The organism is Klebsiella sp. CTHL.F3a, from assembly GCF_019890895.1.
GTDB lineage: Bacteria > Pseudomonadota > Gammaproteobacteria > Enterobacterales > Enterobacteriaceae > Klebsiella > Klebsiella grimontii.
This window is the reverse complement of sequence record NZ_CP082361.1, coordinates 19,811-35,014: the sequence shown is the minus strand read 5'-3', so window position 1 is coordinate 35,014 and position 15,204 is coordinate 19,811. Positions and strand designations below refer to the sequence as shown.

At 50.5% G+C, this 15,204-nt stretch carries 15 protein-coding genes and 1 pseudogene; 7 read left to right on the top strand and 9 right to left on the bottom strand.

The features are described 5' to 3' along the window. Positions 1–162 precede the first annotated feature (162 nt). The 6 genes from K7H21_RS28230 to K7H21_RS28205 form a co-directional block, all read right to left on the bottom strand. On the bottom strand, positions 163–1,419 hold the full coding sequence (locus K7H21_RS28230) for an MDR family MFS transporter (RefSeq protein WP_223036000.1): 1,257 nt from the start codon (positions 1,417–1,419) through the stop codon (positions 163–165). An 11-nt stretch (positions 1,420–1,430) separates the two neighbouring features. Then, positions 1,431–2,192, bottom strand: coding sequence for a siderophore ABC transporter ATP-binding protein EitC (eitC, locus tag K7H21_RS28225; protein ID WP_223035999.1), 762 nt, complete (start codon positions 2,190–2,192; stop codon positions 1,431–1,433). Then, positions 2,192–3,229 carry a FecCD family ABC transporter permease gene (locus K7H21_RS28220; RefSeq protein WP_223035998.1) on the bottom strand — a complete coding sequence of 346 codons (1,038 nt, stop codon included), beginning with the start codon at positions 3,227–3,229 and terminating at the stop codon, positions 2,192–2,194. Before K7H21_RS28220 ends, eitC begins: the two co-directional genes overlap by 1 nt. Next, complete coding sequence (eitA, locus tag K7H21_RS28215) at positions 3,229–4,227, bottom strand: siderophore ABC transporter substrate-binding protein EitA (protein WP_223035997.1); 999 nt, start codon at positions 4,225–4,227, stop codon at positions 3,229–3,231. The genes K7H21_RS28220 and eitA overlap by 1 nt, the downstream gene beginning before the upstream one ends. 1,439 nt (positions 4,228–5,666) lie before the next feature. Then, a complete protein-coding gene (locus K7H21_RS29145) occupies positions 5,667–5,906 on the bottom strand; it encodes a hypothetical protein (RefSeq protein WP_228751092.1) in 240 nt (79 codons plus the stop codon). A 48-nt stretch (positions 5,907–5,954) separates the two neighbouring features. Beyond that, a complete protein-coding gene (locus K7H21_RS28205) occupies positions 5,955–6,257 on the bottom strand; it encodes a hypothetical protein (RefSeq protein WP_223035996.1) in 303 nt (100 codons plus the stop codon). Between the two features lie 555 nt (positions 6,258–6,812). Here K7H21_RS28205 and pifC point away from each other — a divergent pair. Then, positions 6,813–7,901 carry a transcriptional repressor PifC gene (gene pifC / locus K7H21_RS28200; protein ID WP_223035995.1) on the top strand — a complete coding sequence of 363 codons (1,089 nt, stop codon included), beginning with the start codon at positions 6,813–6,815 and terminating at the stop codon, positions 7,899–7,901. A gap of 1 nt (position 7,902) precedes the next feature. After that, positions 7,903–10,128 (top strand): KAP family P-loop NTPase fold protein, encoded by a 2,226-nt coding sequence (locus tag K7H21_RS28195; RefSeq protein ID WP_223035994.1) that lies wholly within the window; start codon positions 7,903–7,905, stop codon positions 10,126–10,128. A 49-nt stretch (positions 10,129–10,177) separates the two neighbouring features. Here the strand turns inward: K7H21_RS28195 and K7H21_RS28190 are convergent, their stop codons facing one another. Next, positions 10,178–11,077, bottom strand: a complete 900-nt coding sequence (locus tag K7H21_RS28190) for a TIR domain-containing protein (protein WP_223035993.1) — start codon at positions 11,075–11,077, stop codon at positions 10,178–10,180. After that, positions 11,067–11,357, bottom strand: coding sequence for a hypothetical protein (locus K7H21_RS28185; RefSeq protein WP_223035992.1), 291 nt, complete (start codon positions 11,355–11,357; stop codon positions 11,067–11,069). Before K7H21_RS28185 ends, K7H21_RS28190 begins: the two co-directional genes overlap by 11 nt. A 278-nt stretch (positions 11,358–11,635) precedes the next feature. On the opposite strand from K7H21_RS28185, the gene K7H21_RS28180 reads away from it, so the two are divergent. The 5 genes and pseudogenes from K7H21_RS28180 (at position 11,636) to K7H21_RS28165 (ending at position 14,425) form a co-directional block, all read left to right on the top strand. Further along, complete coding sequence (locus K7H21_RS28180; RefSeq protein ID WP_346268618.1) at positions 11,636–12,247, top strand: DNA-binding protein; 612 nt, start codon at positions 11,636–11,638, stop codon at positions 12,245–12,247. Next, positions 12,244–12,864: a hypothetical protein gene (locus tag K7H21_RS28175; RefSeq protein ID WP_223035990.1), complete on the top strand. Its 621-nt coding sequence runs from the start codon at positions 12,244–12,246 to the stop codon at positions 12,862–12,864. Before K7H21_RS28180 ends, K7H21_RS28175 begins: the two co-directional genes overlap by 4 nt. Continuing rightward, positions 12,861–13,052: pseudogene (locus tag K7H21_RS29140) on the top strand (hypothetical protein); the annotation flags it as partial. The gene K7H21_RS28175 and the pseudogene K7H21_RS29140, both read left to right, overlap by 4 nt. A gap of 15 nt (positions 13,053–13,067) precedes the next feature. Next, positions 13,068–13,649 (top strand): DUF2971 domain-containing protein, encoded by a 582-nt coding sequence (locus K7H21_RS28170; protein ID WP_228751100.1) that lies wholly within the window; start codon positions 13,068–13,070, stop codon positions 13,647–13,649. Positions 13,650–13,684: 35 nt separating this feature from the next. Beyond that, a complete protein-coding gene (locus tag K7H21_RS28165) occupies positions 13,685–14,425 on the top strand; it encodes an abortive infection family protein (RefSeq protein ID WP_223035988.1) in 741 nt (246 codons plus the stop codon). A gap of 157 nt (positions 14,426–14,582) precedes the next feature. On the opposite strand, the gene K7H21_RS28160 is transcribed toward K7H21_RS28165, so the two are convergent. After that, a complete protein-coding gene (locus K7H21_RS28160) occupies positions 14,583–14,963 on the bottom strand; it encodes a YrzE family protein (protein WP_015874975.1) in 381 nt (126 codons plus the stop codon). Positions 14,964–15,204 lie beyond the last annotated feature (241 nt).

Sequence of the window (15,204 nt, the reverse complement as noted above, 5' to 3'; positions counted from 1 at the left end):
ATCGTCTACCGGGGCGGGGTCAGTCCATCAACGGCTCGGAAGTGTCTAGATTATCCGCGGCGATTCAAAATGCTCTCATGCAGTTCAGACGACAATTATCGGCACGCATTCTTATTATTGCGTTTTCCTGACGGCCTGTCTGGGGGCAGTCCAAAGACCATATCATCGTATTCTGGTTTTTTCGCCCAGCGTTCTTTGCAGTGGCCAACAAATCACGGTCATAGCCGCAGCGCTGCATAAGGGAAACAGTGCCAATAGCAACCAGGGATAGATAGCCTGCGTTGAAGGGACCAACGCCTTATCCAACAACGGGCCAAACAATAAATTACCGGTCAGCACCGCGAAGCCTCCGGCGGTGGCTAACGCGCCATAGTGCGCGCCAAGCGTCGACTCATTGGCGAACCGCGGGATCAGATCCTTAGCCGATGGCACCAGCAGCATCTGCCCTAACGTTAAAAGCGTGACCAGACATGCCGAAGGCATTAACCGCAGCCAGCCTGCCAGCGGCGGTGTCGCGGCGAACATGGCCACACTCCCAAAAGCGGCAGACAGCAGCAAAAAACCCATTGGTAAGGTTTTGATTGATCCTACTCGCCGTGCGAAACGCGCAAGCGGAAGCTGGAAGGCAATGATCAGGATGGAAGCTAGCATAAAAAGCGGGCCGAGATCTTTTTCGTTGCCGCCCGATCGCTGAATCTCAACCGGTAGCGCTAAATAGAGCTGGTTGTAGCTTAAAAGCCACGAACTGTAAGCGGTGATAAACGCGACGAAACGCGGCTGACGGAATGTCGTCCACCAGGGCACTATTTCTAGCGTCCGCTCGCTACGATGAGTGGCAGGAAGGCAGAAGTACAGCACCACCAAGGCTATAACAAAGACTCCAGCCCCTAAGAGCGCCACCTGACGGAAACCGAGCCCTGTTAACAGCGCGCCAACAACCGGGCCCAACACGGCGCCGAGTTCGCCACACACGGCGAAAAGTGCAAACCACTCCGCTCGGCTGCGCTTTCCGTTTACCTCGCTGTACGTCCCCGTTTTAGCCAGCAGCGCTTCAATCGATGGAGAGAACAGCGCACCACCGATGCCGGTAAGACATGCCCCCAGAATGATAGGCCACAGGGATTGCCCGAACGCCAGCAGTAGATAGCCTACAACGCGAACAATGCAGCCGCTCAGGATGACGACCTTTGCGCCGTACCGGTCAGAAAGTGCGCCGCCGAGGATGAACATCCCTTGCTGCGAGAAGGTACGCAATCCGAGAACCAATCCGATAATAGCGCCGGAGAGTCTCATGTCATCGCGCAAAAATATCGCAAGAAAGGGGACAACCGCGTAAAAGCCGATGTTAAAAACAAACTGGCTACCCAGTAAAACGGATGGCCGTAGCGTTGTGGCAGGACGCAGGTAGAAAAGAGTCATGCAACCTCATCCTAAACGAGAAAATGAATGTGCTTTTTACCATGGAAGCGGGAGATCTCAATTTTCGTTTTCACCCTAAAGACATCCCAGAGCAGCGCTTCCGACAAAATATCCTCGGGGGTCCCGGTGGCAATGATTTGCCCGCCCTGCATCACAATCAGTGAATCACAAAACATCGCTGCGTGATTGAGATCGTGAATGGCCACAATGCTTGTGACGGGTAACTCGCTGATCAACTGCATGAGCTGCATCTGATGATGAATGTCCAGATGGTTGGTCGGCTCATCCAGGAGGATCTCGGTGGGCGTCTGCGCCAGCGCACGGGCAATGTGTACCCGCTGGCGCTCCCCTCCGGAGAGGCTCAGCCAGCCTTGAGCGCTTTTTTCCAGCATGTCCACTCTTTGTAGGGCGGCGATAATGGTCTCATCATCGTGCGCGCTCCAGTTCGAAAAAGCAGAGTGATGAGGAATACGCCCAAGTTTGACCACGTCGCAAACGCGCATGTTGGCCTCGGTCATGCCATGCTGCTCAACGAAGGCTACCCGGCGGGCAAGCCGCTTTTTGGCGATATGGGCAATGTTTTGCCCATCCAGCGTCACGCGACCGGCATCCGGGCGGCGGAGGCCCGCGAGGATACGCAAAAGCGAAGATTTACCGCAACCATTGGGGCCAAGTAGCCCCACGGTTTCACCGCGAGAAACGCTAAGCGAGACGCCATTGACGATAACCTTTTTGCCTACCTTCCATGTAATGTTGTCAGCGGAGATGCTCATCACTTATTCCTTGAACGGTAAATAATCACGGTAAAAAAAGGCACGCCGACCAGCGCAGTTACCACGCCGACCGGCAGAGTTTGCGGTGCAATTAGCAGACGCGAGGCAATGTCGGCCAGCACCATCAGGATAGCGCCCGCCAACGCGCTGGCAATCAGCAGCGTCCGGTGCAGCGGGCCAAAAAAGAAACGCATCACATGCGGAACCACCAGTCCCACAAAGCCAATAGAGCCCGCCATACTAACGATGGTCGCAGTAATGAGCGCGGTGACGGTAAAAAGAGTCAGACGAACCCATGGCACCGCGATGCCGAGCGATGCGGCTGCATCATCACCGAAAGTAAATGCATCCAGTGCCCGGGAATAGTAAAGGCATACGGCAAGCCCTATCACCACCACCGCCAGCGCCAGCTGGAATTCTGGCCATCGCACGCCGCTGAAGCTGCCCAATAGCCAGAACATCACATCACGCGCCTGCTGCGCGCTAGCCGACGTGCTGATGGTGTAAGCGGTAATCGCATTGAAGAGCTGGGAAGCCGCAACCCCCGCCAGAATAGTGCGTTCATTTCCGCCGCGCGCGCCGTTGGTCAGAAAAGCGACAAAGGCAAAGGCGGCAAATGCCCCGGCAAAAGCACCCGCAGAAAGAGAGACGGTTCCGGTGCCTATGCCCATAACCACGACAGAAACCGCTCCGGTCGATGCCCCGGCAGAAACACCGAGTACATAAGGCTCGGCTAGCGCATTCTTCAGTAAACTTTGCAAAACGGCGCCGCAAATGGCTAACCCGGCACCGCTGCATGCCGCTACCAGTGCACGGCTTAGACGGAAGTCCCAAATCACGCTTTCCTGGATGCGGCTGAGTGGCATTTCAGTCAGCCCCATTTTATTACTGATGGCATAAAAAACGCTTTGCAGCGGGATCGAAAGCTCCCCTACGCTCACGCCAATCGCGATCACCAAGAATAACAGCGCCACGGCGAGCAAAATCGTGAAGCTCCGAAACAGCCCCTTGCGAGGGTGAAGAACGGCGGCCGTCATCAGTTCAGTCCCAGTTTTCGGAGTTGTTCACCCACCTGTTCAGCACCGTAGATCGTCCTGATTGTCGGGTTCATCGCCTGGCCATCCATCACCACGATATGACCTTTTTTCACTGCGTCGAGTTCGCTGACAGCCGGATCGCTTTTTAGGAATTTGATTTTTTCCGCCGCGTTGTCCAGCGCCCAACGATTACGATCCAGACTGGAGACCACGATCACATCCGGATTCGCAGCGATAATACTTTCCCAACTCACCGTCGGCCACTCTGTCTCGGAAGTGATGGCGTTATGTCCGCCCAGCACGTTGGCGATAAATCCGGATGCGCTGTTTTTACCTCCTACATAAGCGTCAGCTGAGGGGGATGAGCTCGAGAACCAAAATACAAAGGAGAGATCCTGTTTGTTTTTACCGAACTCTTGGCGTAGGTTTGCCTCACGCTTTTTGAAATCGGCAATAACGGCCCGACCACGATCTTCAACGTTAAAAATGTTGGCAAGATCGGCAATTTCTTTATAGAGATAGGTCATATCCCAAAGCTTCTGGCGGCTCCCATACATGTCGCCGATGGCTTTTTTGGTGGCGCACATGCCCGGTGACACATAGCTGTTCACGCCGAAGGTCACCAGATCTTCACGTTTGGCGACCTTGCTTTCCGGCCCCAGTAACAGCGGTAATTGAGCAGCAACGAAATCTGGATCCTGCGCAAGCACGGATTCAAGGGTAGGGATTTCTACCGTCAGCGTCTTGATTTTCTCATTTTGTTCAGCCAACTGTGGCAAAACTTTGGTCGGCCAAAATGCACTGGCGATGACCTTGTCTTGCAGGTTCAGCAGGAGCAAAATCTCAACGGTATTTTGGCCCAGTGCCACCACGCGTTCAGGTGCTTGGGAAAATGTCTCTTTATACCCACAGTTTTCGATGGTTAAAGGATAGGTGGCTGCCAGAGCAGAACTGACCGAGGCAAACGCAATACCCAACGCGCAGATGACCTTTTTCATTAGCTATCCTTCATTAATATCGTTTTCGAAAATCCGGGGTGTTTTTTGAATGAAAATGAAACTCATTACTGAGGCGGGGTTTTATACAATGGCCAATATAGAGTGTCAATGAGATATGACTCCGTAACGTTATAGCCACTTTTGCAATCACAGATGAAATCACGGAGCCGTTGTGTTGAGGAGCTGTGGACTGACCCCCCTTACAACCATAACCTGATTTAACTCCAACTGGCGCCTCCATGCCAGCTTGCGGTATAAATACATTTGAACGTACAGTTTTTTTGGGAAACCAGAGTGAACTATATAGACACCTTCATGCGTGAACATTAAGAAATGTGCCAAGTGTTTAGCAGTATCGTTTTGCTGTTGTAATAACACCCAGTACAAAAATTTTGTCGTGTTGCGCAGCGAGCTTGCAGAAACCTGAAAACGGAACCAGGTTCATTATCTATTGCTTGCCTTTGGGTGTAACTGGTAACCTCAATAAAGTAGGTCTCGTTACCACTTTGAGTAAACGACTCGCTATCCTAAACGAAATGGTAAGAACTAATGAATTCAAGTAGAAGATTTTTTATCACCAATGCATATTAAAGCAAGACAGTTGCATGATGTTATATGGTGCGATATTTAACCTATGAAAAGTCAGGTGAGGAATATTGGTGTGAATGTAACTATTAGCAACGATGTAGAAATTTATCTATACGTTTTACTCAGTATGTGGCCCGTGTTAATAATTCTGTGCATCGGAATGTCTCTGGCATTTTATGGTGTGCTAATGCGTAAAACTGCAATTACTTTAATCATCCTTGCAATTGTCATCGGTACACTTGGCTGGATGTATACCTAGCCATATAAAATCATTCATCAGAATAAAGAGAGCGTTTACCAAGTATATACGCTTTAAAATCTCAGACCGTACATTCCTAATGAATCACAGGTAGGTGGGGATTTTTCCCAAGACCTAAAGGAGATAACTCACGTATTCATACGTGCTGTTGAATGCGATTAACGATACGAAAATAAAGCCTCAATGGACATCACAGTTCCCGAATATTCGACCATAAAACAGCAGAGCCTTGAAGCAGTTTAGTTGTTACCCCAATAGTGACACTGACCCGAAATCCTGCTCCATTCAGAAACAGAATTCCGGTATGGTATTCACTTCCCCGAGCGGAGGTTGTGCTGATGAAAAAATCACGATTCACTGAAGAGACAGATTATCTTTACCTTGAGGCAGGCTGTGAGCTGCTCGATCCACTTGGATGCACGTAATTTTCTTCTGTCTTCCTTATTAGGAACCAGGAGTCAGCCGCGCGCAGAAACTTCTGTAAAAGCAGGGGATGACTAAGAAGTGTCCTGGCGCTGTACATCAGAAAGCTGTCCAGTACACTCACGCAATGAACATAAGCCATCCGCTCCACAATCCTGGGTTGGTTGAACTACATCAGGCTCTCTAACTCATCCAGTTCAGCCTTTGCATCCTGCTGGCGGTCAGGAATACTAGCCAGTGAAGCTTCAAAACACTGCTGTTCGGCTGCCTCATCCATACACTCCTGAAACCAGCTGTACTCCTGTGCTGCCGCATCCCATTCGGGAGTCCCTTGCTCAGCACCCGGATAATTTTCCGCAATCCATTCATTCGCTCGCTTTTCCTGCATTTCAAACAGCTGTTCTTTCATACTTCCCATTTGTAGCTACCTCTCACATCATGGAAATCCCGCCAACCTTTAAATCCCAAAAGTCTGCATAAACCCTTCAATCGTCAATGCGTTCAGATGAATGTGACCTGCTGTTGATGGAGGAATACCATGAATCGCCACATTGAATGTCAGGAGGCAAGGATTGATGTAATACCACTTCGTTCCATCAAACTCCGCCAGTTCATGCCCTGTACTGGAGACAACATAAAAATCTATCGGGTAGCGATAATTTTCTAGACAAGAGGTTCGTGCTTCCAGTTTGAGCCATAAATGCTGATGACCATATTGGGTCGTCAGATAATCAAAAACTATATTAAGAGTTTTCGGCAATATCGACTTCTTCGTAATAGTCACTCATGGAAATTATGACGCACTGCGCAATCTATTATGCACAACCTTGTATCTGTCACACGAGATTGTTTTCCCACTTAGTTATCATTTTCATACTAATAATAATTAGTCATATAGCCGCAGTGTTAAATTACCGGACGGCCATTCCAGTCAGAACCGATTTTTTTCTTATTTATAGCTTTCCGGAAGTGTACCACGGTCAGGGAACCAGCAAAGCGTGCATTTCCGGTAGTCATCAGGCAGTCACGGGGCAGGGGAGGGACACAACATATAGCGTTACCATCATCTGAGGTCACCGCTACATCTTGTGTTACCGGGCTACAGCGCACCGGTGCATCTGAAGAAGATCCGGAACTCAGGGTTTTCGGATCTACGCGGAAATGAGAAGGGTCAGGCGTTGCTGTAGCACTACAGTCATCACTTTCAGTAATTCAAAAGGCATCACAATTTAAAGAAACTTTATTAACTTAATAATAGCTAACAATAAAATGCTAGGTTAGCATTAAGAGCAAAACAAAGATGAAAGGATCGATAATGCTCAGCCAGCTTAACCTGCGTTTTCACAAAAAGCTGATCGAGGCGCTGAAAGCGCGTGCCGGTCGGGAAAATACTTCGGTCAACGCTCTGGCCGAACGCTTCCTCGATGATGGGTTGAAAACGGTCGCGCCCGGCGACGGGTATTTTCAGCTCATTGCCGACCCTGAAACCACGATCCGGCAGCTGTACCGGCATATCATTCTCGGCCAGACCTTCGGCACGTCGGTGCTCTCCCGCGACGAGCTGTGCTTTATACTGGTTCATACCCGGGAAGCTTTCCTGCGCGGGCATAACAGGCTGGCAACCCTGCCGGCCCTGGGCACGCTGCTCGACATCACCCGTGACCTGCTGGCCTGGCAGGTGGAGTATGACCGTCCGGTGGATGGCCACTACCTGAAGGGGATCTTCCGCCTGGCCGGAGAAAACTGGGCTGAAGAGTTTGACGCCTTCCGGGCGGAGCTGCGCCCCGTCGTGGATCAGATGTATGCCGAACACCTCCTGCGTCCGCTGGAGAGCGACTGTTTTAACCTCGCCGATATTCCCGACAGTGCGCTAGCTGGGATTTTCACCCTGCCGCGGCTGAAGGCCGTTTTTCCGCTGATGCTGCGCGGGCTGGACTGGAGCGGGGAGAAGGCCCGAGATCTGGCTCAGGAGCTGCGCCCGGTGATCCCGGCCGTCACGGAAACCATTGAAGCCGGTACCCTGCGCCTGGAGATCCGCACTGACGGACAGCACCCCGGAGAACGGCCTGGGGCCTGGTACACCACGCCCCGTCTGCACCTGCTCATCACCGGCCAGGACTTTGTGGTGCCGTACGGCTGGGAAGCGTTCTCGGAACTGCTGGGCCTGTTCACGCTGTATGTCCGCCATCCGGAAGCCCTGGCGCACGGTCACCAGGGGGAGCGCGTGATGTTCTCCCCGCCCGGGCACGTTTCAAAAGAGGGATTCTTCGGCATCGACGGGTTAAGAATTTTTATGTCAGCGGAGGCCTTTGAGACGCTGGTCCGGGAGCTCAGCATGCGATGCGCTGAAGGCGCGCTGGCGGAGGCCCTGACCGCGCTGCGCTGCCTGTTTGGAGATTTGTAATATGAGAATACTGAGACAGCTGTGGAACCAGAAAGGGCTTGATGCGGCAGTTGAAGATATACCTGAGGATCGATACGGTTTCAGTAATATCGCAGAAAATATATCCCGGTCCATCCTTTCTCTTCCTCAGGAAGCTTCAAATGTTGTCGGAATAGAGGGCACATGGGGATCGGGTAAAACAAGCCTCCTGAATCTGATCCTGAAAAACCTTGCACTGAACAAAGATGGGCACACGCATGTGCTGCATGTTTCCCCCTGGCTGAGTGTCAGCAGTCCGATTGAAGCGCTCTTTCTTCCTGTTGCCACGGTTATCCAGCAGGAAATGGAAAAACGCTATCCTCCGAAGGGCTTCAAAAAGCTCTGGCGTAAATACCTGTTGTCACCAGAAGCGCAGAAAGTGATTGAGTATGCGCAGGATACTTCCTCGCGCGTCCTTCCGCTGGTTCAGTATATCGGGCAGTTTTCCAGCATCATTAACTGGATAGCAGGCGGGATAAAGGTATTTACTGAGAGTCGTCTCGCAGTGGATCAAAAAACGACAACAAAACTGCGGGCTGAAATTGCGAAACAACTGGTCAGTCTGGAGCTTAAATTCATCGTCGTTATGGATGACCTTGATCGACTTGAACCTTCCCAGATTGCTGAAGTGTTCAGACTGGTACGGGCTGTAGCCGATCTACCCCGCTTTACCCATATTCTCTGTTATGACAGGCAGATTATTACTCATGCAGCTGAGTATGCGCTAAATATTGAAGACGGCAGCCGTTACCTGCAGAAAATCATTCAGCTCAGTTTTAAATTACCCCGGCCTGAGGCCTTTGATTTACGAAATGAATTTCGCCAGCGGGCTGAGGCTCTGTATCAGCAAATTAATAATCAACCGCCAGACTCTGGAATGGCAAGGGATCTCGCCGCGGTGATCGATACGTATGGTGCCGCACTTTCGACGCCACGTGAGATCCATCAGGCCATTAATTCCCTGATTTTTCTCTATCCGGGTATGCGGGATTTTGTGTATTTCCCTGATTTATGCCTGCTCCAGCTTATACGGGTGACAAATCCGGCCCTGTATGACTGGACAGAGCATTACCTGACAGAACGGTCCGTGATTGAAACCGGCCAGGGCATGCTTTCTGACGGAGAAAAGGATGACTTCCGGGAGGGGCTTATCAGGTGTATGAAGATGTTGAGGGCATCGAATGCAGACTCGTTTCTGACGCTCGCAGACTGGATCCCCGGTATCAGCGGGCATAATGATGAGCATCTGAATCTCTTTGAGCCCGTCAGTGAGGATTTTCGTCATATCCAGACGACCGGCAAACGACTCAGCAGCCTGACGCACTGGCGATATTATTTTGCATTTTCCTCGCCCCAGAATGTTCTGCCCCCTGAGTTCTTCAACCAGCTTTTTATGCAGGCGGGCGTACCGGAAAAGCAGCAGCAGCTCTCAGAAGACCTTCTCTCAAAAATCAACAGTGTGGGCAGTCTGTCTGGAACCTGGTTCGAACATATACTGAGCAGGCTGACCCCGGGCCTGATAAGAGAACGCAATTTCGAAGAGTGCGCAGGGCTGGTTCAGTTTTTCTTCGATCATGCAGATGAAGTCAGTTCTCGCTTCCGGATCCGTAACGCATGGTTTTCCCTGCGTGAAACGGGTATAAATCAGGTTGTACGGCATCTGCTTAAGCATATGCAGGATATTGATGAGACCAGAACAGTAGCGCGGATGGAAACGCTGATCGTTACGGGCGCTTCACCGTTCTGGATAGCCGATTTTATGCGGGATCTCATCTGGGAACACGGTCTTGCTCAAAATGCAGTGCCTTCGCCTTCTGACGCTATTTTCAGTCGCGATATTACGGAACGGTTGCGTGACAGGTTTGCTGAACGTATGAATCAGCCAGAACTTCAGCAACAACTTCTCCTGCGCCAGTCTATTCTCGGGTATCTCTACGCCTGGAGAGACATGAGCTCAGTTGAAACGGTGAAGCAATGGGTCAGAGAAGTAACTGCCACTGATGAAGGCCTTGTTAACCTGTTGATACGATTACAGACCAGTGTCTTCAGCTCTCACAGAGGGGCATATCGCCGGATTGCGCGTGACCAAGTCAGTCCGTTCTTTGATGACTGGCCTGAAGTCGAAGAGAAGCTGAAGGTTATGCTGTCCGGCAACGAGCTGACGCCGGAGCAGAAGGAACTCAAAAGTGCACTGGAAAATGACGACTGATCCGATAAAAAGGCCGCCAGGCGGCCTTCTTCTTACTTATTAAAGTGGCTCAGGCGCTTAACGCTTTTTCCTTGTCAAAAGGAACACCGGCATACGCCAGCTCACTCAGCAGCTTGCGTTTCCAGCCACCATGCTCATCAAGCTCTGTATAGAGTACGCCCGCGAGATCGGAAGGTATTTCGATATCTCCCTTCCTTAGTACCAGCACTTTCCCGCGCCCAAGCTTACCCGCAAAATATCCGAGTTCATACAGGACATTCTGGCGTGCACGCAGTCGTGTGTTTTCAGATGCCAGGGCATTTCCACTGTCGTCGGGTGTCATCAGCACTATGGCAAAGCTGACATCTCCTGACTCCGCTTCAAATTTCTCGATTACCGTCCTTGAGCCATCAGGACGTTCAGAGAGTATGATTTCCTCCAGCCCTATCCGGGATATAAAGCGGGCAACAGACTGAAGGGCTTCATTATCATGGCCGTGAACAATAAAAATTTTGCGCGAGGCCTGACGTATTACTACCGGATCCGGATCGGATTCATTCTCAACATACAGCTGGTAGTCGCGAACAAAAGTTACCAGTAACGAGGATGTGAACTTACGGACAGATTCAATAATTTTTCGGTCATAGAAAAACGTGTGGCAAAAATTGAATGCGAAATTATCGTTAACGGACATTTTCCTGATTAACAAAAGCTTCAGGCCTAAAATTTCACGCGGTTCTTCAGGCCACTGCAGGATGGCGGAGCCAGCCATACTGGATTCGGTTTCATGACTTTTCGCCAGAAAGGCGTCAAGATCGACATTACATGTCAGGCGTTTGTTAACAGCCTGTAGATTACCGTCGTTCAGGAGCCGGGCCAGTTGTTTCAGTGGTTGCTGATAGTTCTGTGCATCCGCACGCTGCAAATCATACACACAATTTTTGAGTGACTGAAAAATGTCAATTGCCATCCTGCCCGTTCTCCTGTCTTTGCTGTTCGGCACTATCCAGAATTTGGTGACGCAAATCCTCTTTCATGGCCTCGATCATGGAACTAATCATCGGATTAGCGGCATACCGTGAGGCTCGCTCCTCCAACATGCTGTACGCTTCCTGAATCGCAGTTTCAATGCTGACAGGATCGTTTGCATCAAAACTTACCGGATAACTACCGTTAAGGGTTTCAGCCGCTTCCTCAACTTCTTTCAGTTGTTTCTGCAATTTATCTATACCTGTAATTTTTACGCCCAAATTAGCCTCCGCAGCAGTGAAATTCCTCAGCCAGTTATAGATAACATTTTGAAAAAGGGAAGGAGTGGAGACAACTCAAAATTCTTACGATTTTACTGAGTTCCGGAACTACCGGTTTTCGGATCTGACCTGGAAAAGAGAAAGAGTGTATGTAAGTTCTGTAATGTATGTATTATATGTATTAACTGTATTGTATGTATTATTTGTATTACGTGTATTGTGTATTTTTCATACCGGGCGTACGATGGCGCCATTCCCTGAGAAACCGGAGCCAGACCATGACATCCCTCTCCCCGGACACCGTCCGCCGCATTGAAGACGCCGCCGCCGCCCTGATCGCCGCCGGCACCCCGAACCCGACCAACGAGCAGGTCCGTCAGCACCTCGGCGGTGGCTCCCTGTCCCACATCTCCCCGGTGATGCGCGCGTTCCGCGCCCGCCAGCGCGAGCAGGCCGCTGAGCAGGCCACGCCCCTGCCGCCGGAGCTGGTGCAGCTGCTGACCGGCCAGCTGGGGCTGCTGTGGCAGGCGGCCGTGAAACAGGCTGAAGCCGGGGCCCTGGCGGCGCGCGAGCAGGCCGACGACGACATTGCCCGGGCCGACCAGGAGCGGGATGAGGCGCTGGCGAACGTGGCCGCGCTGGAAAGCGAGCTGGCGGTGCTGCGCGAAGTGGTGGCCGAACGTGACCGCCTGCTGCAGGAGGTACGCGAGCTGCGCGCGGAGGCGCTGCCGCTGCGCGAGCAGGTGGCCCGCCTGACCGCCACCGGCGAACACCTGGCGACGCAGCTGCAGGACACGAAAGCGGAGCTGAAGGAAGCCCGGGAGGACGGCCGCCAGCTTCAGACCGAACTGCTGGCTCTGGCCCGCCAGGACGGGAAGGTGAAGAAATGAGACAGGAAAGAGTATTACGTATAAAGGCATTTCGACGGGCACTGGAGCTTGGTGGCGGTGAACGGGCTGACGGGTGTCGTCATTTTCCCCGCTGGAAAACGGAACTGAGGAATTTCCCGCACGGCAGCTGCGATTTAGCCAGCAATACTCTGGCGTACTACCTCAAGGAACGAGAGAGATGCCATCCGTGCATCATTTTTATGGGAGGGAACGCTGGCTTTCATGAAGCGGAAAACTCAACAGTTCACGGGCATGTCATCGTATTGCTGGACGGAGAGTACATCGATTTGACGCTGGATCAATTCGACGAATATCCGGACTACATTCCTTACGAACCTGTCGAATCTGACGGGCAGATTGGTAAGCTGTTGCGTAATATCATGAAGCATGAGGACCCGGTAAAAACCCGCCAGATTGATCTCGATGGTTGCGAAGAGCTGTATGCCTGGTTACGCGATACCGCCGACGAAGTGCTGGCAGCAGATCCGGAATGGCAGGCCCGGGAACGGTCGATAGAAGAAGCAAGGGAAGCCGCTATTAAGGTGTTCCCGTTTCTGTCTGACGTGCAAAAAACTGAGTGCGAACAGGGCCCGGACAGTCAGGAGGCTGCCAGATGAAGATTTATCATTACACTGACCTGAACGGCCTGAAGGGCATCATCGAATCAGGCTCACTGTGGGCGACGCACTTTTCCTTTCTCAATGACAGTAATGAGCTGACTCACGGCATGAACTGCCTTGAGAATGCCCTGCAGTACCTGAGGGACGACTTTAACCCGAAAACCCTTAAGTTCATCGAACAGGCACTGACACACTTCAGAATGCACTGGGCAGCTCACGTCTATAACCTTTCGTTCTGTCTCGAACCCGACCTGTTAAGCCAGTGGCGGGGTTATGGCAGCTCTCAGGGCGTGTGCCTGGAATTTGATGATGAAGAGCTGCTTGCCTCGCTGGAATTAACTCATTATCAGGTGTTTAAAAACCGTGTGCTCTATACCAAAGAGGATTCCACGGTTGAAGCCCGGAACGAAATCCTCGCCTTCTTTCGTCAGCCACAGGTTCAGGCGGCAATAAATGCAGATGTAATGCATGAGATGATTCAGGCAACCAGACTGGCACACAGCCTGCCGCCTTTTTTCAAGAATGACGGTTTCAAAGAGGAGCAGGAGTTCAGGATGGTAATCCTTCCGGACAGCCCTTTTGAGGGTGTCAATTTTCGTGTCAATGACAGCGGTCTGGTACCATATCTGATCATTAAAGCAAAAGATAAGCTGCCACTGACAAACGTCAGAATTGGTCCCCGCAGTGACAGAGCAATGATGATGGACGGGATTTCATTCCTGTTGCAGAGCAAGGGGTATACCAGTACACGGATTTCGTTTACTGAGACGCCGTACCGGTAAATTCAATTAAGAAGCACAAACTTCTAGGGATCAGTATGTTGAATAAAGTTTCACAAATTAATTTGGCCAAAATACTGGCTGAAAAATTTAACGAAGGTGACTGGCAGGAGCTGTTTGCTATTACAGATTGTGAAGACGTCCCGGAAGGACTAAATCAATTCTACCGGCATGTTCACTGGGACAACCCTGAGCTGAAAGGGGTGGCCATCTCAGCCATAGAAAGCACTCTGGCCAGGGACGCTGATAATCTTTCTAAGATCTGGGCGCTGGATAATGTTCAACGCTTTATCAGCATTGCCAATACTGAGTTATTCAATGAAATAAAGAACATTGTGAATCAGAACGGGCAAAGAAATGTTTCGGCAGCACCAGTGAAAAATGTAAATGAAAACATTTACCAGGCCTTAGAAGATGCGGAAGTGTTGCTTAAAAATAATGGGCCACACCGGGCATATGATCGTGTTCATACAGCTCTTCATGCTTCATTAAGACAAATGTGTGCCAACCATGTAATTGCGACCAATAGTACAAATGATAATGTTCCAGGCTTGCTTTCCCTGATAACTGCACATCTCAAAGACCTGCCTGATGATGGAAGAAATGAAGATGTTTTTAAAATGTTGAGATCATCTGCCGCAATACTTCATGGGATCAACAACCTGCGTAACAATTACAGCATGGCCCATCCTACTGAAACTTTGCTTAATGAAGCCGATGCGCGTTTTGCCATAAATCTGGTTCGTTCCATTATGACTTATATTGATGAATTGCTTTAATTTTAATAAAAAAATGAGGCGCACAGCGAACAGATAGAGCATCAAGGAAGAAGTGAAATACGGCCAGAATTTCTCACTCTGGCAGTATTCTTATTGTTTAACAACTGATGATCACCGTATCGTGATCTCGGTCACCACCTTTGCCGGGAGGCGATGATTACCGTAGCCGTTCTATCTCTTTGTCCCAATATCGAATTTCGTTCTGTAATAGCTGGTATCTGGACTTAAACTCGCTGGATTCTCGCCCCTCATCGACTTTTTGGTAAAAACGTTGTTTAGCGTCTGAATCCAGGGTATCCCACATCATCGAAAATGCCGCCCCCTGCGCCTGATTCTTACGGCGCTCAGCAAAGTTCCGTTCTGAGCGCTTTGTCGCATCCACGTATTCAAACGCTAATATGCAGAACATCAAAAACGTCGTCACTACGACAATGATCGGGGCGCTCAGCTTGAAATAGTAGATGGCAACTGCATCAAGAATAATCACTATCGCCGTGTATATAAGCGATATGAGTAATGCTTTAGATAAACTTCCCATACGTTGGTGCTAAACCTTATCGGTGAGTCAGGTATTGATAGGGGAAGTATACACAAACCTGTTGTATGCATCCCGGCAAAACGAATCATTCACCTTTAGAGATCTTCCGACATACTTATTATGTTAGCTCCTCACTCATAGTTGCCTGTGAATCAGTCTCTAAGAAACAAAAGTCCTACAAAAAGTCTAATCCGGCCGTTATCCATAAAGCTCATTTGAACACCTCGCTGACAAAGATCCG